The organism is Paenibacillus profundus, assembly GCF_021369635.1.
GTDB lineage: Bacteria > Bacillota > Bacilli > Paenibacillales > Paenibacillaceae > Paenibacillus_B > Paenibacillus_B profundus.
Genome location: NZ_JAJNBZ010000030.1, coordinates 28020 through 52929, shown reverse-complemented (window position 1 = coordinate 52929; position 24910 = coordinate 28020). Strand labels below are relative to the sequence as shown.

Here is a 24910-nt window from a genome sequence, read left to right as displayed (position 1 = left end):
TAGCGGCAATATCAAAGAGGGGCGGTGAGCCCCTCTTTCATCTATCTACATTTGATTGTCTTCCATCTCTCGAATGGATTCGGCGACCTTGGCCATCATGGAGCATTCGATCCGTTTGCGGAACACGTCACAACTAAACTCGTAGCTTCCGTTGATGGAACCCGTCGCATGCAAGGCATTGGCAGGACAGCCGCCGCTGCAGTAGAGCTTAGCCCAGCAATTCTGGCACTCCGGCTTCGTGTAACAGTTGCTTTCTTTGAATTGGCACTGCAGCTCAGGCCGGGTGATGCCATCCCAGATGTTGCCCATGCTGTACGCTTCATCCCCGACAAACTGGTGGCAAGGGAATAGTTCGCCCCATGGCGTGACAGCGAGGTATTCTGTGCCTGAACCACAGCCCGTGATTCGTTTCTGGATACAAGGGCCTTCCGAAAGATCAAGCATGTAATGATAGAAGGTAAATCCTTTGCCTTGTTCGCTGCGCTTAATCATTTCCTTGGCGAGAATTTCGTATTGGTTATATATCTCCGGGAGATCCTTCTCGGTAAGCGCATAGGGTTCCCTTGGATCACAGATGACGGGTTCCATCGAGATTTTATCAAAACCAAGATCTGAGATATGGAAGATGTCATTGGTGAAATCGACATTGTTCCGCGTGTACGTTCCCCGTACATAGTATTCCTGGTCTCCGCGCTTTTGGACGAATTCCTTGAACTTCGGCACGATAGAATCATAGCTGCCCTTACCGGTGACGGTTGTGCGCAGCCGATCATGAACCTCTTTTCTCCCATCCAGACTTAAGACGACATTGTACATTTCCTGATTTAAAAACTCAGTGACCTCATCGTTGAGCAGCATCCCGTTCGTTGTGAAGGTAAAGCGGAATTTTTTCTTCCATTCCTTCTCCTTGCTTCGTGCATACTTTACAATCTCTTTGACGACTTTCCAAGCCATAAGCGGTTCTCCACCAAAGAAGTCGATGTCAAGGTTTCGGTGGTGGCCCGAATGCTCCAGCAGATAATCGATAGCTCTTTGTCCAACCTCTACGCTCATGATTGCTCGATCGCCATTGTATTTCCCTTGGCTGGCGAAGCAATAATCGCATGACAGATTGCAGGTATGCGCGACATTGAGACAGAGCGCCTTCACATAGGTTTTACGTGTTTTTAAATGAATAGATAGTTCCTCATACGCATCCTCGGTAAAAAGCTGCTCATTCTTTATAAGTTCCTCGACCGCTGAGATTGTCTCTCGAATGCTTTCTTCTGAATATTGTTTTCCCTTCATTAAGGCCAGGATTTGTTCGGTTGTTTCCTGTTCATAAAGCGCAATGATCTCATACGCCAGGTCATCAACAACATGCACTGAGCCACTATAGGTGTCAATCACGATGTTGTATCCGTTCAGTTGGTATTGATGAATCATACTGCGAATCAAGCTCCTTTTTGTCTACAAATTGCAGGTGGTATCCGTAGAAACAACTTCGCCGTCCTTGGCAGGACGGCGGTGAGTTTCATTGCCTATTTGTTATTTGTTCATTGCGTTCTCACAACGCTGATTGGCTACGCCGCAGGAAGTCTTGCAAGCAGACTGGCAAGATGTCTGGCATGCGCCGCATCCGCCGTGTTTTGCAGTGTCCATCAGTTTGCGTGTGCTTAGTGTTACGATTCTTTTCATCATGAATAACTCCTCTACCATTTCGTGAATTCGAATAAACTTGCTACGTTGAACTATGGTAGCAACAACTTTGGAGGTTCAACAATCAAAAAGGTCACACATTCCACTCTTGAAGTATAAAATTCCATATGCCTTAATAAGGGGCCGCGCTGTAACACGATCCCTAACCGGGCTGCCGTGAAGGGACTTGTTGACAACTTGTATCACAGTGAAAATTAGTATAGGTCTATTTTAGAAAAGTGAGTTAGATTATGATATATAGGAAAGATGTACAATAATTAGAACCAGATGATATCGATCATTTCCCAAAATGATATAGGGAATAAATGTGAATAACATGTTGAACAAAGAGAACTAATCATGATCATTCAACTTGGCCAATTATTTTTATTAAAGACGCGGACCTGAAAATATATTATATAAAGCGGAGATTAGACGATGAATCTACCAAGGAAAGTACTCGTTATTGAAGATGAACTAGACATTTCCCGTATTTTGAAAGATTACATAACGATCAGCGGATATGAGGTATCGGTTGCTGAAAACGGTCAGGATGGCTTGAAATTCATAGACACCTTGTCCCCCGATTTTATTATTCTGGATATCATGCTTCCAGATGTGGACGGGATTGAGCTTTGCCGCCAAATTCGCGAGACATGCAATACGCCGATTCTAATTTTGAGCGCTAGAGGCAGCGATACGGATAAGGTGCTTGGACTCGGATTTGGCGCGGATGATTATATGACAAAGCCGTTTTCTCTAAGCGAACTCGTCGCCAGAATTAACGCCCATTTGCGAAGAGGAAGCATGGAAAATAAGCCGAAGCCAGATGAATTGCTGCAGTTCGGGCGCCTTGTCATTGATAAGAAAGCCTACAAGGTAACCGTTGAAGGTCAAGAAATTTCGTTATCTGCCAAAGAATTTGAACTGCTGTACTACTTATCCAAACATAAAAATCAAGTGTTCTCCAAAAGCCAGCTATTAGACGCAGTATGGGGATACGACACCTTTGGGGATGAAAGCACAATAACTGTTTATATTCGAAGATTAGAGAAAAGCTGGAGCCGGACCCTTCAAAACCAATGTATATTAAAACGGTCTGGGGTGTTGGCTACAAATTCAGCTCGGATTGAGTCTGGGGATGGGGAATATCATGTATGTAAGCCGTTGGTTAAAAAAGTGGATTATGGCCGTATGTTTATGCCTTGTCATCGTGATCGGCTGTGGAGCGTACATCATATGGACCGGGAAAGAAGACAATGTTCAGACGAACTACGTCATTAATCAAGTGCGGATCAAGGTCAACGAAATGATGTTATTTCTTGAGGAAAATCATAAAGCGATCGCTACGGATGCGACATTGCGACAGAACTTACTGAAGATGAGCGAAAGTAGCGGCGTTAGTATTCTGTTTGCTCTGTTGGATGGCAGAGTTATTTTTAATTCCGCACCTGAAACGAAGATCCAAACCATCGATTTAAGGACTTCACTTCATTATGATTTATATGATTCGAAGGTAGATAAGGATCTTTTCAAAATTGCTTTTCCCGTCATCAACCCAGAAACACAAACTCAAATCGGAAACGCCATTTTTACATTGCCAGCAGCACTTGTCATTCCAACACAATCACATCAAACCATCCTTTTTCCTCTCTTCCTGATGGTGACATGTTTACTGCTGGTATTCATTTTATTGTGGTTCCTTAGAAGGAAAATCAACAACGATACCATCCGGCCCATTCAAAAATTAAAATATTATTCGGAAGCGATTCTAAAGGGAAATTACGAGCACAAAGCGGAGTATGGCCGTATGGATGAAATCGGAGAAGTATACGCCATGTTCGAGCAAATGAGGCTGGAAATCATACATCTTAACAAACGAAGAGATGAGCAGGATAAGGCCCAGAAAGAGCTGGTATCGAATTTATCCCATGAACTCAAGACCCCTCTAACTACGATCAATGCATATCTAGAGGCCATACGTGCAGGGATTTGTCCCGATATGGATTCGGTAATGGAATATATTCAAGTGATGCAGACCAATACGCATAAAATGACCGTGCTTTTGGACGATCTGCTCCTGCATGCATTAAAAGAATTAGGGCAAATTTCAGTCCATAGGACAGAGCAATACAGTAAAGAGATCCTGCTGCAAATCCTTAAGCCGATGGGCCACAATGTTCGTACGGCAGGCATTACCTTTATCGAACCGGCAGAGATTCCGAATGTGCTCATCAACGTGGACGCGAACCGGCTGGAACAAGTTATTTCCAATCTCATTGCGAATGCCTTGAAGCATACATGTCCGGGAGATTCCATCCGAATTAGCATTGAACAGGAGCTGGAGCAGCTCATCATCACAATCGCGGATACGGGAAAAGGAATTCTTCCACAGGACATGCCGTTTATTTTTGAACGTTATTTTAAAGGATATGCTGGCGGTGGGGCTGCTAAAGCAAAAAATGAGGGTTCGGGATTAGGTTTGTCCATATGCAAATATATTATTGAAGCGCACAAAGGTTCGATTTCCTTTAAAAGCGCCCCGGGTCAAGGAACAACCTTTTATTTTTCCATTCCATTATGCTGATGCTCCGCTTGTAATACTTTATTAATAATTTGATAAGCAGCATGCAAGAAATGCCCTTTACAATGACGAATATGCTGAAATTGCAGGAGGGCTTTAATGTGACAGATAAAAAAACGATGATTCGTGCAGCAAACCTCTGTAAAACCTACTCTACCAGCAGCGAGCAATACCATGCCATTCGCAATCTGGATATCGAAATTTATCGAGGAGATTTCACGGTCATTATGGGGAATTCCGGCTCAGGAAAATCTACCTTGATGTATCTTCTGAGTGGACTGGATAGTGTGACGACTGGAGAGGTGTACTACCAAGAGCAGCGCATCGATACTTATAGCGCAAAGAAAATGGCGGATTTTAGGGCGCGGAAAATCGGATTTATTTATCAAGGGATTCATTTGGTGCCTGATCTCACTTTTTTGGAAAACATCGCATTACCCGGCTATATCGCTGGCAATAAGAAAAATGAAGTGAAGAAAAAGGCGCGTTCGCTGATGGAAGCAATGGAGATTGAGGGCCTGGGCAATCGCTTGCCAGCGCAAGCTTCGGGGGGACAGCAGCAGCGGGCGGCTATTGCAAGGGCGCTCATTAACTCTCCGGAGGTTATTTTTGCCGATGAGCCGACAGGCAGTTTGAATTATGACCAAGGCGTCGCGATATTAGATATTTTAACGGAGATGAATCGTCAAGGGCAATCGGTTGTCATGGTTACGCATGATATCAAAGCGGCTTGCCGGGCAGATCGGCTTATTTTAATCCGGGACGGCAAAGTTGGCGGCATTCTGGAATTTGATAAATATGAGCCTGGCAATGAGTACATTCAGGACAGAGAAAAAATCATATTTTCTTATGTGTCAGGGAAGGAGTGACTGTGATGAATGCGGTCTGAACTCTTTTCCGATCTAACCTAAGAACGAAGAAGCTGCAAAACGGGCTTACAACATTGCTCATTCTGTTATCTGCGCTGATGTTGTCGACATCCGTGATTGTGATCTCAAATACGCAAAATTTATTTACGGACATGCATAACAAAACGAACGGTTCTCATCAAATGTTAACTTTAGAACACGGCCTGCATGATCCGAAACAGCTCAAGCAATGGTGGGACGAGCAGCAAGGGGTTACAGCGTCCGAACTGATGCCCTATCGAAATTTATCTGGAATTATCCATCAAGGAAAAGAAATCAATTTATACTTGTACATGATGAATACGCCGGAGCTTCCCTTTACGGTTGATAAGCTGGTCTGGGCTCAAGGAGAAGAAAGAAGCACTCCTGAAGCCGGAACCGTATGGATACCTACTTCGCTCTCTTATTCCAACGGAATTAATGTTGGTGATAAAGTAGGCTTTAAAACAGGTCAGGGTACATTTGAGTTAAAGGTAGCGGGCTTAGTCGTGGATATTCCTTATGGAGCTCCGTTCACAACAAATGCTCGCATTTGGATGAACTCGCAGGATTATGAAAAGCAGTTTCAATCCCTACAAGGAAAAGACATGTATATGATGGGGCTTCGGTTCGCAGATTACGACGCAAATACACAGTATTGGAAACTCTTCGAGAAGAAGTTCGGTACCCCATACCTTGAATCTAAAAGGGAATTCGAATCGATAGTTTCATTTTATTTGATTATGAATAAAATGATCGGATTCGTAATGGTTTTTCTTGGAGTTGTCATGCTGCTTGTGGCGCTGTTCACGATTGGGTTCACAATTTCTGACGCGATATTGGCTAACTATCGAACGATTGGCATATTGAAAAGCTGTGGTCTATCTTCGGCTGGAATTATCGCTACTTACATGTCTCAATATGCTTTGCTTTCGATCGTAGGCATTATTCCCGGATTATTTTCCAGTCATTTTTTATCCAAAATCATTGTGGAGAGTTCCCTTTCATCTTTGAAAACAAGCCGTTCAGGTCTGGCGATGCAAGGCAATACCGCGGCTATAGCAGTGGGAATATCTGTATTCCTCCTCGTCATTTTATGCGTGTTGATTTATGCCAATAAAGCCCGTTCTGTACAGCCTGTGCAAGCGATCCGATATGGCATGTCTGAAATGGATAACAGCAAGCGGACAAGACGTTTAAGTACTAATGGAACGCGCCAGGTTGGATTCGATCGTTTTCCAGTAATGCTCACCATTGGGTTTCGTAATGTTCTGAAAAATGTAAAAGGTTCTCTCTTAATGCTCGTTCTTACAATGATTACGTCAGCCGTCCTTGTATTCGGATTTGTCCTATTATACAGCATCATTTCCATACCGAAGACGGCGCCCTTATGGGGATATGACAATTCCAACATCGCTGTAACCGTTTTTAATGAATCGGCTTTTTCGAACGACCAATTTGAAAAAGACATGCGGTCCGACCCCAGAATCAAAAACTTCGGATGGTATAAAAACATTTCGGGAGTGATTACCTCAGGAACATCTAAGAACCCCAGAACTGCAGACGCACCATCCATGTATGTAAATATAGACGTCGCTGGCGGGAGTTATGATCAGGCGGGATTTTCTGCATTCAAAGGTACCAACCCTCAACACAAAAACGAGATAGCCATTGGAGTTAATGTATCCAAGAAGCTGAATAAAGACATTGGGGATGTCATGGAAGTATACATCAATGGGATGAAGCATTCCCTTATGGTTACGGGGATTTACCAATCCATCGCCAACATGTCTTATTCCGCTAGGATAACAGCCGATGTGATCTCAGGGGAAAACTTCGGGAACAGCAATGATGAAGTGTGTTTTGTCAATTTGCATGATAGCAGCCAATCCGATCAAGTCGTACGCGAGATCAATGAGAAATATAAGGAAGCTCTCTCCGCAGAGACACAGAAATCGCTAATAGATTCCGTATTTAAGGTGGCCGTTGGACTACTTATTTTGCCGATGAGCATCATGGGCTTGATATTTATTGTGGTCACTTGCATCATCATCTACAGTACTTGCCGTATCAATATTAGAAAAGAAAGCAAAACCTATGGCATTTATAAATCGATTGGTATGACCGCAAATCGAATCCGAATATCGGTAGCCTTGGGAATCGCGGCTTTATCCGTCATCGGGGCGATCATCGGCATTTGTGCCGGAATATATATCCTGCCGATCCTACTGGAACAAATCCTGGCCACCTATGGGCTTGTAAAACTCCCCCTTGTTATGAACTGGGGCGGTATTCTTCCTATTGCCTTCATCAGTATCGTATCCGCGATGTTTGGTTCATGGTTATCAACGAGAGTGATTGCCAAAACAGCCCCTAGAATACTGGTGATAGAGTAGAACTGCAGAAATCATATTGGGTTAGAGCGCGCCTGCGTTCTGACCCATTTTCTTATATTATCTGAATTCGACTAGCGAAACTGGGGAGCGTTATTCTAACGGACACCACGACCGCGAAATCCCGAGGAATAAGTCCGCAGCAGCAAACTAAATATGACATGTTTGATTCCGCCTCTATAGGCGATTGCATAGGATAACGGGTGCATAACAAAATCATTACGAGGTGAATGAAGATGTACCCATGCAATTGCCCGCAATGTCAGTATTCTATGTATTACGCCGTGAATAACCCTCTTAGAGGTTTTAATGTGAACCCTTATGATTACAGCTGGAGTCAATATCTATGGCCTTATGCCTGGAACCAACGTATGGAAAATATGATATTGAAGGATTACGGTCCAAATCCGTTCGTAGTGAACATTGATCATGCCAGGAAGCAAAACGATACTTACCGCACCGTTTTATGGACTGGAGAGCACCTACAAGTGGCGCTGATGAGTATTCATGTTGGGGATGATATCGGTTTGGAAGTACATCCTCACACGGATCAATTCATAAGAATTGAGGAGGGAGAAGGGCTTGTCAGGTTGGGGCCAAGCAAAGACAAAGTAGACATCGAGCAGCGAGTCAATGAGGATTATGCAATTTTGGTTCCTGCTGGTACGTGGCACAATATAGTCAACATAGGGAATAAACCGCTTAAACTTTATACCATCTATGCCCCGCCCGAGCATCCATTTGGAACCGTTCATCCAACAAAAGCGATTGCCATGGCCGAAGAAGAAAGTAACCATTGAAATAAAATAAACTAGACCAAGACCAATTCAGGATGAAGATCAACCAAGCCTTGCATGACAGAGATGATTAAAATGACGATGAAGACGCTGAGATATTCTATATCCAGGCGTCTTTTTTATGTCATGGAACGGAGTCCACTGTAATGCAAGGCTTCGGCGTTCTAAGAGGATGTTCTACTGATCAATAAGACAATGGGTGAATATTTTTACCAATAAAATAGAAGGGGTTATACATAGATTTGTAGAATATTGTATGTCAAATCATTGGGGATTGTGATAGAAGAGGAACTAGAAGCAGTCGAGAGAATCATCGTATGCTTTTACACTGGATGGCAGGCCGTAGATTTCCTCATGAATAACTAGTAAGAAGCAGAAATGAGACTGAGGTGTATTATGAAGAAATCCATACTTTTTATTCTATTTTGTCTATTTTTTCTGATAGCACTCCCAAATGATAGCGATGCGGCAGCTAAGCAAACTAAAATTATTTTGGATGGTGAAGAGTGCATTCTCCCTGAGAATGCTGAGGTCGTAAACATAAACAATAACGTGATGATTCCCATTCGGGTAGTTGCCGAGAATTTGAAATTTAAAGTGGATTGGCAGCAAAAAGCGCAAAACGTGAAAATACAGCAAAGCTCAAAAGTGGATCGGCTACACTTAGTTGGACAGAAAAAATAAGGGCTAGTAGAATAAAGATAAAGCAGAAGAAGAAATATGGTTGTCGATTTGGGAGCCACAAGTCGCTTCGATAAAAGGTGCTATAGATAGGCGGATAAAAGATGATATCCACGTTTTTTCTATTCTTTTTGGAGCACCTGAGATTCAGCTCGGTGTAACAACTCATCACAATTACATGGCTCCAGAAGTAGCTGAGGAACGTATGGACGGTCGATTAACGATTGTTGCACGGGATAATGAAGAAGTATTAATTGCGAATTTTTCGCCAAATACGCCTGCATGGGCGGTAAAAACAGAAGACCCAGCACTTGTGTTAATCGCGATGGAATACATTAGGCATGACATTATGTTCTCAGAATTAGTGAAAGAAGTTGGCCCAGAGAAAACAGAAGCTCTTTGGAAAAACGACCCTAACCTATTTCATGTTGTTACTGGAAAACGGTTCAAATAAATTGAACCGTATTTTCTTTCACTTTTTCGTAGTAGTTAGTGTGTTAGCTTCTAAATTTTCAAAATAATGAGGGGATGAAATGAGTCTGTCGAACGTCCAAATGAATTCATCTCAAAGAGATGAAGATAGCTTTATCCAAGGAGTAAAAGATTGTATCCCTACGTTACTGGGGTATTTAAGTATCGGATTAGCTGCTGGTGTTATCCAAAAAACTGCGGGACTTAGCATAGCTGAGATCGCTCTGATGTCTTTAATTCTCTATGCGGGCTCAGCTCAGTTTATTGCTGCAGGAATGATAGCAACAAGTAGTTCGCTTACGGCCATTATTATTACGATTTTCTTTGTGAATCTTCGTCATATTTTACTTAGTGCAGCACTAGCACCTTATTTTCGGCATCTGTCTCCTCTTCGAAACATGCTAGTAGGCTCTCTACTCACCGATGAGACATTCGGTGTCGCGATTACCGAGGCTGCGAAGAAAAAACGAATCAGTGAGAAATGGATGCATGGCCTCAACATAACAGCTTATGTAAATTGGCTTATAGCTAATGTAGCAGGCGCATTTTTGGCACAATGGATTTCGAATCCCGAGAAATTTGGTCTAGAATTTGCCTTGCCAGCTATGTTTATTGGAATTCTCATACTCTCCATGTTAGGGCGAAATAAAATTAAACTTGATATCGTTGTCGCAATTATAGCAGTTGTCATTGCTGTAGGAAGTTCTTTCGTGTTTTCCAGCAGTATGGGGGTTATTGTTGCTACAATTATTGCTTCAACAATAGGAATGGTGGTGGAAAAATGGAGGTAAGATGGGACGTTTTTTTGATTGTTTTAGGCTCAGCTTTTGTAACGTTCATTCCAAGGGTTGTTCCTCTTATGGTGCTTAGTCGTTTTGAATTACCAGAATGGGGAATGCGATGGTTAAATTATGTTCCCATTTCTGTTATAGCTGCTTTGATAGGTCAAGAGATATTTATGCATGATGGAAAGATTTCATCTCTTTCAAATAACATCGAATTTTTTGCAGCCATACCGACTTTTTTTATTGCGATAAAAACACGTAGTCTATTGGGAACCGTAGTGGGAGGTATTATTTCCATTATCATTTTACGCTTTTTGTTTTAAAACGAGATACTTAATTTGGTCAAGTGCCACGTTTGCATGCAAATGCGCGTGTTAAAAGGATCTAGCGGCAAGCCGCTAGATCCTTTTATATGCAAGCAAAAATGTTAATAAAGCCCTTTTTTGCTTTTACGGCCTAGTAATCTACATATAACCATACTAAAACGATAAATTTGAATAGACTGTAAAGAACTTTGTGTTTCTTACTAATCGCTCAAGGAGGAATCATATGGATGACTCATGTGCATTCGGCCCTTTAGATCCGGAGGAAAGGCAATGTAACGCGTATCAAATTCGGAAACAAGCTGCCATTGAAGAAAAGTTGCGCAAAATCTTACCGCAGCCCTGCAATCACGATGAAAAAAAATATCCGAACAAAATCGGAAACTTCTCGAAAGGCCTGCCGCATAACGGTCTTGGAGAAGTCGATCGGCATGCTTACCAGGCATATCTCAAAGCATTGAAAAGCGGAAAGCCAAGTAAATTTGAAAAAATTCCGCTCGGGGGAACGCTCAAGCTCGTTGATCCGCAAGGCGCTTACGTGTATGATCTTGCCGGCCCCGACGGACATGCATTAACGATTCCAGCTCCTCCTTCGATAAACAGTGCTGCGGCCGCCAGCGATATGGTAGAACTGTACTGGGAATCGCTGCTACGCGATGTTCCGTTCAACAGCTACGATAGGGATCCATTAGCGGCTGCAGCAGCGGAAAACCTTTCAAATCTGACGGATTTTTACGGGCCCAAAATAAATGGACAAGTAACGCCGCAAACTTTATTTCGCGGCGTTACGCAAGGCGATCTGACAGGTCCATATATCTCACAATTTTTATATAAAGATATTCCATTTGGCGCCACTGCCATGATTCAAAAATACAAGGTTCCTTTGGCGGGTCAACATTTTCTAATAGATTATCAATCATGGCTGAGCATTCAAAACGGCGCTGCTCCGTCTGCTTCCATCGTTTACGATCCGGTGCCTCGCTTTTTAAGAAACGGAAGAGATGTAAGCGAATGGGTGCATAAAGATTTTTCTTATCAAGGTGTGTTAATGGCTTGTTTATATTTGTTGAGCTTGGGGCCTTCCGCACTCGATCCGGCCAATCCGTATTCCCAATCGCGCACCCAAACCGGATTTGTCACCTTTGGTGCTCCGTATATTTTGGATTTGGTCGCGCGGGCCGCGAATTTCTCGCTCGAGTCTGCCTGGTATCAGAAGTTTCTTGTGCATCGGAGACTTCGGCCGGAAGAGTTTGGCGGTCTCGTTCAACATAAAATAACGAACAAAGCAAATTATCCGATTAATGACCAACTCCTGAATTCTCCCGCAGTTGATCTAACCTTCAATAAATACGGCACCTATTTGCTGCCGCAGGCTTACCCGGAAGGCTGCCCGGCACATCCGTCCTATCCGGCAGGTCATGCCGTAATTGCCGGCGCAGGCGTCACTATGTTAAAGGCGTTCTTCAATGAAGATTTTGTTCTTCCGAATCCGGTTACAGCGAGCGACGACGGCCTGTCCCTTGAGCCTTTTAACGGAGCGCCGCTCACAGTAGGCGGTGAATTGAATAAGCTTGCCAATAACTTGGCCATCGCTCGAGCATTTGCTGGTATTCATTATCGCTCTGACTGTTTCGATGGCATGAATTTGGGCGAGGCTGCCGCCATTGGTTTGCTTCGCAACTACAGGCATACTTTTAACGAGCCATTCCGCGGATTTAAGCTTACGAAATTCGACGGCACAACCATACTTGTAAAATGATTGCCCGGGTATAAAGCAGCCTAGGACTTTCCTCGAAAATTCTGATTTTCCTACATGGTTAGCTAGACTTTTAGCCAGTCACGGGGAAGAGTATTGGTTATGAGATTATTATGATCGATTGACATGTTAAGTCCTAACAGATTTAATAAGACAAAGGCATGTTAGAAATGAGTGGAATGCCTAACATGCCTTTGTAACACGTTGCAAAGGGAGAAGCAGAGATTTTAATGCTTCTGATTGGAATGAATGGGATGAGATGAACAAGCTCGACGTTACTATTTTCAAGTTACTGAATAGCACACCACGGAAATGAGAGATAAATAAAAGATTATTTCCGGCTTTACAAACTCGGCTGTAGAACCAGAGGAAACTAATGGAGTGAAGTATAAACAGCCGACTTACATGGAGAGATTTAATGATTTTAGTAGTAAGATCACGATGTTCTGTAACTTTAAGAAGGAAACATCTAAAGTCAGTTGTTTCAATTTTTTTGATACTCCTTAGGTGTTTTACCATACTTCCTTTTAAATACTTGAATAAAATGAGTTACTTGATTAAATCCTGTTAAACTAGTAATTTCAGTGATTGAGTATTTATTTGTCTTGAGATACTCCACACTTCTTTGTAAACGATGATCCATTACATATTTATATGGTGTCATGGCTGTGAACTTCCGAAATGTTCTCCCACACTCAGCTACACTTATATTAGCACTAGAAGCGATGTCATCTAGTGAAATGTTTTCTTGATAATTCTCATGGATAAATCTTAACATAAGTTGGATTCTTTCAAATTGTAGTGACAATTTAGGGGATGTATCAGTCAGTTCGTTTTTCTTTATATTTAGAATTACCAAAAACCAGATTTGAGTCAATAATATAGCTATTTTATATTCCCATCCAACTTCTTTATGACCAAAATAAACTTTGAAAATTTGATCTAACTTTTCGAGCATCTTCTTTTGCCAATCCTCTTTCCTTTTAAGGAAAAGTTTCGGCAGCCAAAATGGTTGCGTATAAGGCTTCCTGCGAGTCTAAGTGGCGGAGCCACTCGGCGACTTCGTCGCCTTAAGCCTCTCGGGTTCGTAGATACAAGAACTTTATACACAAATTGCTGGAAACCGATATATAAATAGAACACGTCATAAGTTTGTATCTGGAGGGGGTAATAAAATGGATATCTCTTTATTCAAATCAGGTCTTAATGAAGCATCGATTATTCACGAAATGCAAATCAAAGCCTTTATGCCGTTGTTAGATAAATATCAAGATTATGAAACCAGCCCTGCTAATGAATCTGTGGAACGAATAATAGATCGATTAAATCAATCATTTACGGATTATTACATTATAAAAATTTCCAATGTTTCCGTAGGTGCAATTAGAATTGTAAAGAAAGAGAATAAGACCTATCGCATCAGCCCAATATTTATTTTGCCTGAACATCAAGGGAAAGGAATTGCTCAAAAAGTATTTTCGATTATCGAAAATATGTATAACGACGCGAGAAATTGGGAGTTAGAAACAATATTACAAGAGCAGAGTAATTGTTATCTCTATGAAAAGTTAGGTTATCAAAAGACGGGGGAAATAAAGCAAATTAACGACAAAATGACAATTGTGTTTTATGATAAAAGTTTAATTTAGCGTAATCTTAGTATTTTTAAACCCTAATATTGTAGGAATTTCAATAAAATCCAACAACAGCGTATAACAATGTGTTCACGCATCGGCAGACAAGCGCCTCGATCCTGGGCGATTAGTCTGGGAAGCGAATGCCGGGACATATCCGCACCACCTAACCGCATCGCGGCCTTTCCTCCGACCTTAAGGTGGTGAGGCGTCGGGAACACACAAACGTTATAAGAAATCATCGCAAAATCGGAAAAATTCTTATAGTAATACCAATAGGCGGGGTGAATGTAAAAATTATTTGGTAAAGCGTTTGATTATCAAAGAGAGGTTGGTTGCTAATATTGCGTATATGGTTTTTATCAGGATTGTTACTTGTTTTTATATCCTTAATAATTGCTTGGATGACACGAATGCCTGAAATTTTAGTTTTTTTTAATTTGATATTAGGGATGATAAGTCTAGCAATAGCGCTTTATATTCAGATCGGATTACGGTGGTTTTATATTTATAACGGGCTTAGAAATAATCATGAAGGAGCTGATTACCAGGAGAAGAATCGTTTAAAATATAAGATCATTTTTTTGGGGTTGCCAAATGTAGTGTTTGGAGGAATTGTAAATGAGATTTTTGACATTTGGCCCTGGACTAGCTGAGATTTTTCTAGCGCAACAAATATGAAATAGATACGGGATACATAACAACTATTCAAAAAAAGAGAAAGAATATACTTAACTAGTATCAATACCGCCCTTCGGGCTTAAGAATGGAAATTTGCTGCATTGAGTTTAATAGCGAAGTGATCATTGGTTCAATTTCAAGATCACCCTATTTATTAGCAAAAGCAGGGATATTAGAAAATCGGAAATATACGGTCGGTATGCATGAAGCAGGTCGAAGACAAACAGGAGTTTTTAATGAAGAGAATTATTGTGATGATTTGGTCGACTCTATCAGACTTCATTCGCACACAGGGACGGTCAATGATTGCTTGAGGTTCTTTCAACACAAAAGCAGACATTCTTCCGAAAATCTCATCTACAGTGTGATAGAAGACGTTATTCACTATATCCGCTTTGACCCACTTCCAGAGTCCTTCGCATAAGCCCGGCATGGGCGTCATCTTTAGGGTGAACGTCCCGAACGGGGACTGGCTTGCTCCATCTGAGAATCGTTTTCACATATGGTGATGTGTATACAGAGGTGGGGGAGAGGAATTTCCCCCTACCCGCAATTGTCATGCTTCTTCTACATTTGGGTGTAACAGTTTCAAGCTGGTATCAAACTCTTTCTCGATAGCTTCGTCCCGTTGATAGGTAAACAGGCTTATGGCAATACTGACGATAAGGTTGACGATAAATCCGGGAATAATTTCGTATATATCTTTAGTAATTTGCAAGTCAACATTTTTCCAAATAATAACTGTTGTTGCACCTGCTAACATTCCGACAATGGCACCCCAATTGGTCATTTTTCTCCAGTATAGGCTTAACATGATAACGGGGCCAAAGGAAGCGCCAAAACCGGCCCAAGCATAAGCGACGAGACTTAAAATGGTTTTATTTTCACCGCCCAGCGCAAGCAGGAAGGCGATGACTGAAATCGTTAGAACAGCCATTCGTCCAAAGAACACAAGTTCTTTATCAGAGGCATTTTTACGAAGAATCAGCTTATATAAATCTTCTGTTAATGCACTAGAGGTTACAATGAGCTGAGAAGAAACCGTGCTCATTATTGCAGCCAATACGGCAGCAAGGACAAGTCCGGCAATAAACGGATGGAATAAAATTTGTCCAAGTTGAATGAAGACAGCCTCTGGATTAGACAATGTATAATTTGTTTGTGTAAAAAAAGCAAGACCAACCAATGCTGTTAGTGAAGCGCCAAGTAATGAGGCAACCATCCAGCCCATACCAATACGTCGCGCAGTTTTGGTCTCCTGTACAGAGCGGATGGCCATAAAGCGGACGATAATATGCGGTTGTCCAACATAGCCAAGTCCCCAGGCAACTGCGGAGATGATGCCGAGCGCAGTAGTGCCAGCAAATAAATCCAGAAGGGACGGATCTATGGATCTGATTGTAGCAACTGTGTTGGCAAACCCACCCGTCTCGCTCATTGCTAACACCGGTACAAGGATAAGGGCAAACAGCATGATAAGCCCTTGGACAAAGTCCGTCCAACTGACAGCAAGAAAGCCCCCAAACAATGTATAGGCAACAACCACTCCGGATACGAGGAGCAGCCCCGCTATGTAAGGAAGGGAGAAGGAGTTTTCAAAAAAGACGGCTCCTGCCACCATTCCTGAGGAAATATAGAACGTAAAGAAGGTTAGGATAACAATAGAGGAAACGATCCGCAGAAGTTTGGTGCTATCCTTAAATCGATTTTCCAAAAACGACGGAATGGTAATGGAATTCCCGGAAACTTCCGTGTATGTGCGCAAACGTGGGGCAATAAACAGCCAGTTAAGATAGGCGCCAACTGATAAGCCAATGGCAATCCAGATATTTGACAGTCCCGTCAGGTAAATCCCTCCCGGAAGCCCCATTAACAGCCATCCGCTCATATCGGCAGCGCCAGCACTTAAAGCAGTTACAGCAGGCCCTAAGGAACGACCCCCTAGCATATAGTCCGTCAAGTTTGTCGTTTTGCGGAAAGCATACCACCCTATACCTAGCATAGTTACCATATATAGTACAATGGAAATCATTTTTGGGATATTTTCTGACACTGTTCCACCTCGTTTAAAAATGATTATTATTCAATATATAACCATCCCATTAACATATTGACCTGAATTTCGAAGTTTTTTATCGTCAGATTGCAGGCGGCTCTAAATTAGGTCAACTTTTTTTCAATAGAGAGGGCGATTGTCCATCGAGCTGGAGGAAATTTTAACAACAAGCGAAAGTAAAAACCCACCCGAAGGTTAGCGCCGAAGGTGGGTTTTATTCCTACGACTTAGAAGGGAATAAACCATCCAAGCCAATTGTATGGATCAATTGTTAGCGCACTTGGCCTTTATTACATATATAATAACACAATGGAAAAAATGTATCAAAGTGTAAAATGAAAAATCAACCGATTATTCCCATTTGAAGAGGCGAAGAGGCATACTCATACATATCACTGTAAGTACAATCATCACCACCACGGGAATGATGACACTATCCATTGGCATGCCAAGTGAAGCGGCTTTCAACATCTTGATGCCCTGTGTTAGCGGTAATATATCGGCCACTTTTTGAAGCGCCGCAGGCATAACTTCATAAGGCAAGGTAGCACCAGAGAAAATAAGCATTGGAAAATATAGCAGGCTGGCTACAGCACTTGCTATTTTCATGTTTGGCGCCAGTCCACCCACCAGTAGTCCTATGCTGAACATGGACAGCATGACCAGTAAGTATGTGCCTAAAAATTGCAGCCATGAGCCATGAAATTGATAACCAAAAAAAATGGCTGCAGTCATATAAACAAGGATAAGTGAAGCAATGGAGTAAATCGCATAAATGACAACTTGTACGGCTAGTATAAGAGCGGGACTGGTCGGCGTTACCTTAAAACGTTTTAGTATCCTCCTGCTTCGGTAATCGGATACCACTAAAGGAAGTCCCATAACTCCTTCAGCGCATATTGCAATCGTCACTTCGCTCCAAAGGATTGTTCCAGGAAGGTATAAGCTGCGCCATCGAAAGCTAGCTTATTTCCGAAAACTGCACCTAAAATGATCACGACGACAACAGGCATGCAGATCGCAAAGATGAACATGTCCATCCCGCGAAGAGACAATTTACACTCAGTTTTGAGCAACGCCCTAAATGCTCTCATTTTCTTCCCTCCTCGTCTGTATACCAAAAATATGCATCCTCAAATTTTTCATGAGGACTGGCCGCAATCGCTTCCTGTACTGTCCCGCAAAAAATGCTCTTCCCTTTTTTCAGAATCATGATTTTGTCACAAAGAGTTTCCACCTCGTCCATGAAGTGAGAGGTCAACAGAATGGTTAACCCTTTTGCTTTTAAATCAGCAAGGCTTTTCCACACATCTCGTCTTGCTCTTGCATCAAGCCCAGTAGTCAACTCGTCTAAAAAGACGACCTCGGGATTTGGAATTAACGCAAGCACGATGAACAGTCGTTGCTTCTGTCCACCCGAAAGCTCGCTAACATGGCTTTTCAGCTTGTCGGAAAGCCCAAATTGATGTAACAAGCTCGCGTAATCCATAGCGGTTTTGTAAAGAGATGCAGTGACTTCACAAAGTTCCGACACTCTTATCTTCTCTTGGTAATTGGCTTCTTGAAATTGAACACCGACCTTCTCAAACAGTTTTTTTCGTTCTGTTTGCGGATCCATTCCCAATATAGACACCGTACCGCTGTCCTATTTTTTGGTGCCCAATATACACTCAATGGTGGTGCTTTTGCCTGCACCGTTTGCGCCCAGCAAGCCGAATACTTCACCACGACAAATCGATAGGTTTAGATGATCAACTGCTTTGACGTTGGCGTAAGTCTTGCTCAAGTTTTCTACCTTGATCGTTGTTTCCACGTTATCAAATCCCTCCTAAATCCAAGCGTCACGTCACTAACCAAGTTAATGCTCTTCATGTCGATGGCCTTCGGATTGAGTTTATCCACGAGGTTGCGGACGATAACGGCTACGAACATGGATCCGACATATCCGGGAAGGACAAAGCCTGTCGCTGACGTGAACAGCTCACCCAAATACGTCCTTAACGCCATACAGAATGTAATGAGCAGCACTTGGATGAAGAAGGAATTTGTCGTTATCGGTTGAACGTTTTGTTCCACGTCGGCTGCTTCTTCTTTTGTTTCCGTTGGCTTCAGACTGTATTTCGCTATCAAATATTTAACCGTCGGACCGCCAAGCAGACCGGCGATAAGACCGAAGGTAGCTGCCGCGATCCCGATCGACAATGCCGAGTGGATCCCCATATCTTCAATGGTTTGTCCAAATGCGCTTGCCGCTCCATGTCCGCCTTCCATAGTTACGGCCCCTGCCATCATTCCGATCAGCGGATGAATGCCGAATAACGAGGCGAGGGAAACCCCGATTACGTTTTGCGCCAAAGCGAGGAATCCGCAGGCAAGCCAGTAAATGACGAGCAGCTTGCCGCCTAATTTGATGAGTTGAAAGCTTGCGCCCAATCCTACCGTGGTGAAGAACGTGAGCATGAATAGACTTTGGAGCGAAGTATCTAATGTAATTTCCAATAGACCCGTCGTTTTCAGGATCGTAGCAAGGATGGCAAACAGCAGTCCACCGACAACAGGCGCTGGAATACAGACTTTTGCAGTATTCCCGATTTTCTGACAATAAAGGTTCCTAGTTCAAGCAGGGCTACGGCCAAAAATATCGTATTCACTTGATTAAGTGCCAGCGTCATCAGTGTTCCTCCCCATAAATGTCATGATAGCTTCATTCGTCAAGTATGCACCTAGCTTTATGGTTCTTCCGTTCTCGTCAACAGCCGGATTTACCTCGCAAATATCGAAAGAAAGCGTTTTCTTATGAGCGGCGACCGTGCGAATAAGGGTGCGAACTACCATCGGTGTTAATCCGAAAGGAGATGGAGCGCTGACTCCCGGCGCAAATGCCGCATTGAGAACATCGGTACAAAGGGTGAGCATGACATAATCCTGATGTTCCATGAACGCGTGTAAGGATGAAAGGATGTCATCCATCTGTCCTTCATGCATGTCTTCTTCTAGAATGTAGCGGGCACCGAGCTCGTCCGCTTTGTCGAACAGTTCTTGTGTATTACCGAAACGCTGGATGCCAAGCACAAAATAGCGGCTATTGCTATCCTTCTCTACTATTTGTCGGAACATCGTTCCTGATGAAGACTGATTGTCGTAGGGGCGCAAGTCGAAATGGGCGTCAATGTTGATAATTCCTAGCGAAGCATCTGGTCCGATATGCTGCCGGACACCTAAATAATGGCCATACAGCGTCTCATGTCCTCCGCCTAAAATAATAGGAGTAGCGGATTTGGACAAGAGATCAGTGGCGGTATGGCCCAATGCTTCCTGGGCTTCTTCCAGCTTGTCATTGGAACAAGTCACATTCCCCGCATCGACAAGACGATGTCCTTCCGCTGTTCTCCAGGGGAGGCTTGCGAGCGCTTGCCTGATCGCATTCGGAGCGTTCGCTGCGCCTAATCTCCCTTGATTGCGCCAAACGCCTTCCTCGCATTCAAAACCGATGATGGCACAAGTGTTGGTAGAGAAGGTCTTACATGGTGCATCCAGTTCCATCCGTTCCACAATTTGATGGTAGCGGAAGCTGCTTCTTCTTTCCGCATGATCGGTTCGACCGGTCCATACATCGGCTCCAATAGGTTTTCGCAATGTCCCCACCCTTTCTCGTATTCTGTTGTTTCATTATATGATGACATTCTTATCATTTAAAATATATAATACAAATAAATTAATAGCTTTTAGTTATAAATAGCGAAAGGAAAATCGTTCTGGATATCAAACAATTACATTATTTTGTGACGGTTTCCGATCAGTTGAGCTATTCCAAAGCCGCACAAAAACTGCATATATCACAGCCATCTTTAAGCAATGCCATTAAAAATTTGGAGCATGAGGTCGGATTGCCGTTGTTTGAACGCAGCACGAGAAAAATCGAACTGACGGACGCTGGCAGCGTTTTGTATGAAAAGTCGATTCGGCTGCTTTCCCAAATGAACATTTTGAAAAAAGAGATGGAAGAAGTAAAACTGACCGGAAGAGGGGAACTTGTGATTGGCATGATCGAGTCCGTAAGGCAGTGGGTGCCCCAAGTGATTCGTGAATATCAAGGCCGCTTTCCTTCGATTCATATTAAGCTGTTCGAGGTGCTGAGCAGAAAGGCGGTGGTCGATTCATTGCGGAAATACCATACCCATCTCATCATTACGAACCAGCATCCACGAAGACGATATTGAATCGCTCCCTTTGTATAAGGAAAAGTTAGTCCTGGTGCTGCATCGGGATCACGCTCTATCCGAGAAGGAAACCATTACATTCGAAGAGTTGGCAAGAGAACCCTTCATTATTAGCATGGAAGGATTCCAGACAAGGGAAGATATTTTGAACGCCTTTGCGCTTGAGCAAGTGTCTCCGAACATCAAATTTGAAATCGAACGGTTTGAGACCGCTTTGACATTGGTAAGAGAAAATCTTGGGCTTGCCATTATTCCTGAAAATTATTTAGTTGAACCGAAGGATGTATCGATTGTCCACAAAACGTTGGATTCGCCTGCGTTGGAACGAACAGTTTATATGATGTATATGAAAAATCGGTATTTGGCACCTGCGGTTCAATGCTTCTTGGAAGAGATTCAACGAAACTTTGCGCCGGGGAAAAAAGCAACGGATATTATAGATGAGGTATAAGGTAGAGACACTTTAACCTCCTTATTGGCGGAGGAGGCGTCTCTTTTTCTATGTATGATAATATTTCCAATAGGAAGAACATCCATTACCTGAGGTAAAACTAAAATTAACCGTTAAGACGAAAGAACTTGAGCGTTCCAGCATGGAAGCGCAGCAGCAGTTGAAAGAAATCGTAGATACAACAACGTTTTGTTGCGTTCAATAAAGTCGGCAGCCTAGGACGATAAATAAGCCCTAGACTGCCGCTGATGTAGCAGACTATCATTTCCTTATCTCAAAAGAACATATTATTTAGAGTTATTGTCTTATAATAAGAATGTCTCGAGGAGGTATTCCAGTGCTTTGAATTTGAGATATTTCCGTGTTAGTAAGATTGCGGCCTACCAAAATGAATGAAGATGTGATGTTGTTGAAATTGAAATTGCCCAAGTTAGCTACATTTTGACTGCCACGAAACACCCGGAATGACCCCTGAAAGTTAATTCTCGAAAACAGTACAAGTGTTACTTGATTTCTTTGCACAACATTTCTGAGTCGGAAGCTTGAAAGCACATTGTCAAATCGAAACGCTCCAAGATCACGAACCGCAACCCCTCCACGTCTGAAGAGGATCCGGCGACCAGTAAAATTGATACCTGACCAAAGCGCAAGACGTATATCACTGTTTGCCAACTATATCACTCCTTTTTCTAAGGATGATATAGTATATTGCAGTTCTTTAAGAATGGTATAGATAAATTGAGCAAGGTAATAGATTGATTTTAATAATACACGATACAGGTGTTAGTTTGATCTTTTCTGGAAACTGGCTGTGAATTAACGGCAGCAAATTGAAGTTTCTAGAATTTAAAAATTTTTACAGTATGCAATTAGGAGAGTAAGATCATAAATTAACAAACAACACCGCTAATGGATTGGTCTATCATAAGATTGTTGGAATGACTAATGATATTCAATCGCTTGGACAAATAATAGAAGGGAGTGTCGGATTAATGATTAAAAAAGGGATATCAAGGGTGATGATACTTGTGCTTCTGTTGAGCTTTTCGTTAGGTATGAACGTAGGAGGGTTCTCATCTATTGCAGAAGCTGCCGCAAGCAGTGCGACGTTCAATTGCACTAAGTATGGTGCGACCACCATGGTGCCCGTCGGCACGACGCTGCCTGCTGGCTGGATCATTGCGCTGAAAAACGGCGACATGATAACTGCCCAGTGCTTGATCGGGGGAGCGACAGGCGTGACGACCGTCGCGATGCTTGGTAGCGCGATTCCGAGCGGCTGGGTGGTTATCAACCAAACAAGTACTTCGCTTACCCTTCAAAATGCGAACGGAGCTAGTTACGGCGTAACATAAACGGTCGTACCCATCTCGCCGCTGCCAGCTGGCTGGGCGATGATAAACAGAACGGACAGCACGGTGTGGATCAGAAACCTAAATGGAGCACCAACAGGCGCGCAGGTCACAGTTCTGATCGGTACTCCATTACCGAATGGATGGGTGATTGTCAATACAATAGGTTCAACGATGACCATTAAGTACGTGATAGGAACAAGCTTCGGAGAGACCACCACGATCTTACCCATCTCTCCACTCCCATCTGGTTGGGCGGTCATTAACAAAACAGATACTACAGTTTGGATTAAGAACCTGAACGGTGCCAGCTTGGGTACGACGGTGGATGTCCTTCCGGGCTTCCCTATGCCAGCGGGCTGGACAGTAATAGGGACAGTAGGCACTGTGGTTAAGATTAAATACACAGGATAATTCCATAGCAATCGCTAATGCAATCGCTATGGCTTAGGCAACATCGGCAGCATTTTGTTCTGCCGGCAGGGAACACGGCGTCCGTGGATACGAACGTCTGCAGAGTGTTCCTTATCAGATTGCCGCCCCGGCGGCAGATGCCGGTTGAAAAGAACATATATGCTTAAAAGTCGCTTAATTGCGGCTTTTTTTTTTTGTTTAAGTATATCGAAGAAGGTACTGACATCCTATAACAATGTGTTCACGCTTCGGGTCGACTGTGCAGGCCCTCGGTCGTCACAGCCAAAGTGACTTTTAATAGAAAAATTCTATATAAGTTGAACTAATATTTTTTCACATTAAAGTCTGATGCAAAGTCGATCTTCGCAAATGTCCATCACGATTGTGTTCGCCATTAACGGGTGCTTGCTGTTAGCGGTTGCGCCTATACTGAAAATACCGAAATTATCGATGCTCTAAAGCAATGTGAAAGCCAAGGAAAATTCCTCGATCTAAAGGAGACGAAACGATGGCTGTACACCACTTTCAACCCAAGCATTACCATAACACCATAGGGGCGCACGAGCCCGTACTTAAAATTGCCGACGGCGATTCCGTCGTGACATCCACAGTAGATGCGAGAGGCTGGGACTACAGAGGGGAAAGCGTGGCCGGGGGCGGCAATCCGATGACGGGACCATTCTATGTGGAAGGGGCGCAGCCCGGCGATACGCTTGCCGTACGGCTTGAGTCGATGGTGCCGAGCCGGGATTGGGGCTGGACGTTCAACGTGCTGGCAAAGAACGTCGTCGATCCAATAGCTGTCGCAGCTTTGCCGCCACTCGAGATTGTGCGATGGTCTGTGGACGCTGAGGAAGCTTTGGTTGTTTTGGAAAAGCCGACGTCTGGTTTGGCCGGATTGAAGCTGGAAGCGCGCCCGTTTCTGGGCTGCTTTGGCGTTGCTCCTCCGAAAGATCAGACGATTTCTACGGCAACGAGCGGGGAATACGGCGGGAATATGGACTATAAAGGCCTTGTAGCCGGTGTTACCGTCTATTTACCGGTTTTTGCGGAGGGGGCGCTCTTCCATCTTGGGGACGGGCATGCCGTTCAAGGCTGCGGGGAAATTGTAGGCAGTGGTGTGGAAATATCGCTCGACGTCCGTTTCACAGTTCAGGTATTGAAGGGGAAAACGATCGGTTGGCCGCGAGGCGAATCGGACACGCACTGGTTTTGCATCGGCAACGCCAGGCCGCTTGATCAAGCGCTGCAGCATGCTACGACGGAAATGCTGGCTATGCTGACGAAAGACTACGGCCTGACTGCCTCGGAAGCAAGTCTGCTCCTGGGCCAGGCTGTGGAATACGAGGTGGCCAATGTGTTCAACCCCGCCTACAGCGTCGTTTGTAAAGTTCCAAAAGCCGTGCTGTCCATGCTATAAAAGAACTGTTTATCTGACAAAATGGCGATCGCTCTACGGTATAGAACCGGGAGCGATCGCCATTTTGCTCTGGTATAGCCAGGCAATTATATCGATTCTCGTATCGAACATAGACGCTGATATGATTGAAGACTTCAGTATCGGTTAATATCCGCTTGACCATGGAAATCACCGGTTTTCGTTATGTCCCCTCTATATATGGAATGAATAACAATAGATTATGGTTTCCGATGATTTACGGCTTTCATGTTATCTGTAAATGTGAACATTGGACAAAGTATTCATTAATACAATTATGAATAGATACTCAGATAAATTGTAAGCGCTT

General features: G+C 43.3%; 21 protein-coding genes and 5 pseudogenes. 14 read left to right on the top strand and 12 right to left on the bottom strand.

Annotation, left to right across the window (positions count from 1 at the left end):
* Positions 1 to 45 precede the first annotated feature (45 nt).
* Together scfB and scfA are read right to left on the bottom strand one after the other, a co-directional pair.
* The gene (gene scfB, locus LQV63_RS24820) at positions 46 to 1425 is read right to left on the bottom strand and encodes a thioether cross-link-forming SCIFF peptide maturase (protein ID WP_233698690.1); all 1380 of its coding nucleotides are present in this window, start codon (positions 1423 to 1425) and stop codon (positions 46 to 48) included.
* A 102-nt stretch (positions 1426 to 1527) separates the two neighbouring features.
* A complete protein-coding gene (gene scfA, locus LQV63_RS24815; RefSeq protein WP_076321126.1) occupies positions 1528 to 1677 on the bottom strand; it encodes a six-cysteine ranthipeptide SCIFF in 150 nt (49 codons plus the stop codon).
* 438 nt (positions 1678 to 2115) lie between these two features.
* On the opposite strand from scfA, the pseudogene LQV63_RS24810 reads away from it, so the two are divergent.
* The 10 genes and pseudogenes from LQV63_RS24810 (at position 2116) to LQV63_RS24765 (ending at position 12357) form a co-directional block, all read left to right on the top strand.
* Positions 2116 to 2810 (top strand): annotated as a pseudogene (locus tag LQV63_RS24810) (response regulator transcription factor).
* 20 nt (positions 2811 to 2830) lie between these two features.
* A complete protein-coding gene (locus tag LQV63_RS24805) occupies positions 2831 to 4264 on the top strand; it encodes a HAMP domain-containing sensor histidine kinase (RefSeq protein ID WP_233698689.1) in 1434 nt (477 codons plus the stop codon).
* Positions 4265 to 4380: 116 nt separating this feature from the next.
* A complete protein-coding gene (locus LQV63_RS24800; RefSeq protein WP_407672968.1) occupies positions 4381 to 5130 on the top strand; it encodes an ABC transporter ATP-binding protein in 750 nt (249 codons plus the stop codon).
* Positions 5131 to 5204: 74 nt separating this feature from the next.
* Positions 5205 to 7544 (top strand): ABC transporter permease, encoded by a 2340-nt coding sequence (locus tag LQV63_RS24795; protein ID WP_233698688.1) that lies wholly within the window; start codon positions 5205 to 5207, stop codon positions 7542 to 7544.
* Between the two features lie 233 nt (positions 7545 to 7777).
* Positions 7778 to 8341, top strand: coding sequence for a cupin domain-containing protein (locus LQV63_RS24790; protein ID WP_233698687.1), 564 nt, complete (start codon positions 7778 to 7780; stop codon positions 8339 to 8341).
* A gap of 393 nt (positions 8342 to 8734) precedes the next feature.
* Complete coding sequence (locus LQV63_RS24785; RefSeq protein WP_233698686.1) at positions 8735 to 9022, top strand: stalk domain-containing protein; 288 nt, start codon at positions 8735 to 8737, stop codon at positions 9020 to 9022.
* Positions 9023 to 9038: 16 nt separating this feature from the next.
* A pseudogene (locus LQV63_RS24780) lies at positions 9039 to 9473 on the top strand (TrmB family transcriptional regulator); the annotation flags it as partial.
* Between the two features lie 79 nt (positions 9474 to 9552).
* Positions 9553 to 10281 carry an AzlC family ABC transporter permease gene (locus LQV63_RS24775; protein ID WP_233698685.1) on the top strand — a complete coding sequence of 243 codons (729 nt, stop codon included), beginning with the start codon at positions 9553 to 9555 and terminating at the stop codon, positions 10279 to 10281.
* Entirely contained in the window at positions 10272 to 10598 is a 327-nt protein-coding gene (locus LQV63_RS24770; RefSeq protein ID WP_233698684.1) for an AzlD domain-containing protein, read from the top strand. The genes LQV63_RS24775 and LQV63_RS24770 overlap by 10 nt, the downstream gene beginning before the upstream one ends.
* Positions 10599 to 10824: 226 nt before the next feature.
* Positions 10825 to 12357 (top strand): vanadium-dependent haloperoxidase, encoded by a 1533-nt coding sequence (locus LQV63_RS24765; protein WP_233698683.1) that lies wholly within the window; start codon positions 10825 to 10827, stop codon positions 12355 to 12357.
* A gap of 481 nt (positions 12358 to 12838) precedes the next feature.
* On the opposite strand, the gene LQV63_RS24760 is transcribed toward LQV63_RS24765, so the two are convergent.
* Positions 12839 to 13312, bottom strand: a complete 474-nt coding sequence (locus tag LQV63_RS24760; protein ID WP_233698682.1) for a helix-turn-helix transcriptional regulator — start codon at positions 13310 to 13312, stop codon at positions 12839 to 12841.
* 217 nt (positions 13313 to 13529) lie between these two features.
* Here LQV63_RS24760 and LQV63_RS24755 point away from each other — a divergent pair, with 217 nt between their 5' ends.
* The gene (locus tag LQV63_RS24755; protein WP_233698681.1) at positions 13530 to 14003 is read left to right on the top strand and encodes a GNAT family N-acetyltransferase; all 474 of its coding nucleotides are present in this window, start codon (positions 13530 to 13532) and stop codon (positions 14001 to 14003) included.
* Positions 14004 to 15225: 1222 nt separating this feature from the next.
* Here LQV63_RS24755 and putP read toward each other — a convergent pair.
* From putP to hutG, 7 genes and pseudogenes are all read right to left on the bottom strand, one after another.
* Positions 15226 to 16722 carry a sodium/proline symporter PutP gene (putP, locus tag LQV63_RS24750; RefSeq protein WP_325175920.1) on the bottom strand — a complete coding sequence of 499 codons (1497 nt, stop codon included), beginning with the start codon at positions 16720 to 16722 and terminating at the stop codon, positions 15226 to 15228.
* A gap of 354 nt (positions 16723 to 17076) precedes the next feature.
* Positions 17077 to 17637 (bottom strand): ABC transporter permease, encoded by a 561-nt coding sequence (locus LQV63_RS24745; protein WP_233698680.1) that lies wholly within the window; start codon positions 17635 to 17637, stop codon positions 17077 to 17079.
* Positions 17634 to 17819 carry a hypothetical protein gene (locus tag LQV63_RS24740; RefSeq protein ID WP_233698679.1) on the bottom strand — a complete coding sequence of 62 codons (186 nt, stop codon included), beginning with the start codon at positions 17817 to 17819 and terminating at the stop codon, positions 17634 to 17636. The genes LQV63_RS24745 and LQV63_RS24740 overlap by 4 nt, the downstream gene beginning before the upstream one ends.
* Positions 17816 to 18115, bottom strand: a complete 300-nt coding sequence (locus LQV63_RS32170; RefSeq protein ID WP_407672967.1) for an ATP-binding cassette domain-containing protein — start codon at positions 18113 to 18115, stop codon at positions 17816 to 17818. Before LQV63_RS32170 ends, LQV63_RS24740 begins: the two co-directional genes overlap by 4 nt.
* Before the next feature lie 9 nt (positions 18116 to 18124).
* Positions 18125 to 18538 (bottom strand): annotated as a pseudogene (locus LQV63_RS32165) (ATP-binding cassette domain-containing protein); the annotation flags it as partial.
* 20 nt (positions 18539 to 18558) lie between these two features.
* Positions 18559 to 19397, bottom strand: a pseudogene (locus LQV63_RS24730) (sodium/glutamate symporter); the annotation flags it as partial.
* Positions 19381 to 20370: a formimidoylglutamase gene (gene hutG / locus LQV63_RS24725; protein ID WP_407672966.1), complete on the bottom strand. Its 990-nt coding sequence runs from the start codon at positions 20368 to 20370 to the stop codon at positions 19381 to 19383. The gene hutG and the pseudogene LQV63_RS24730, both read right to left, overlap by 17 nt.
* 110 nt (positions 20371 to 20480) lie before the next feature.
* Here hutG and LQV63_RS24720 point away from each other — a divergent pair.
* Positions 20481 to 21396: pseudogene (locus tag LQV63_RS24720) on the top strand (LysR family transcriptional regulator).
* 297 nt (positions 21397 to 21693) lie between these two features.
* Here LQV63_RS24720 and LQV63_RS31860 read toward each other — a convergent pair.
* Complete coding sequence (locus LQV63_RS31860; RefSeq protein WP_325175919.1) at positions 21694 to 22068, bottom strand: hypothetical protein; 375 nt, start codon at positions 22066 to 22068, stop codon at positions 21694 to 21696.
* A gap of 266 nt (positions 22069 to 22334) precedes the next feature.
* Here LQV63_RS31860 and LQV63_RS24715 point away from each other — a divergent pair, with 266 nt between their 5' ends.
* Positions 22335 to 22751: a hypothetical protein gene (locus LQV63_RS24715; protein ID WP_233698677.1), complete on the top strand. Its 417-nt coding sequence runs from the start codon at positions 22335 to 22337 to the stop codon at positions 22749 to 22751.
* Here the strand turns inward: LQV63_RS24715 and LQV63_RS24710 are convergent.
* A complete protein-coding gene (locus LQV63_RS24710) occupies positions 22736 to 22981 on the bottom strand; it encodes a hypothetical protein (protein WP_233698676.1) in 246 nt (81 codons plus the stop codon). The two genes, LQV63_RS24715 and LQV63_RS24710, sit on opposite strands and share 16 nt — an antisense overlap.
* 689 nt (positions 22982 to 23670) lie before the next feature.
* Between LQV63_RS24710 and LQV63_RS24705 the strand changes: the two genes are divergently transcribed.
* Positions 23671 to 24582 carry an acetamidase/formamidase family protein gene (locus tag LQV63_RS24705; protein ID WP_233698675.1) on the top strand — a complete coding sequence of 304 codons (912 nt, stop codon included), beginning with the start codon at positions 23671 to 23673 and terminating at the stop codon, positions 24580 to 24582.
* Positions 24583 to 24910: the final 328 nt, after the last annotated feature.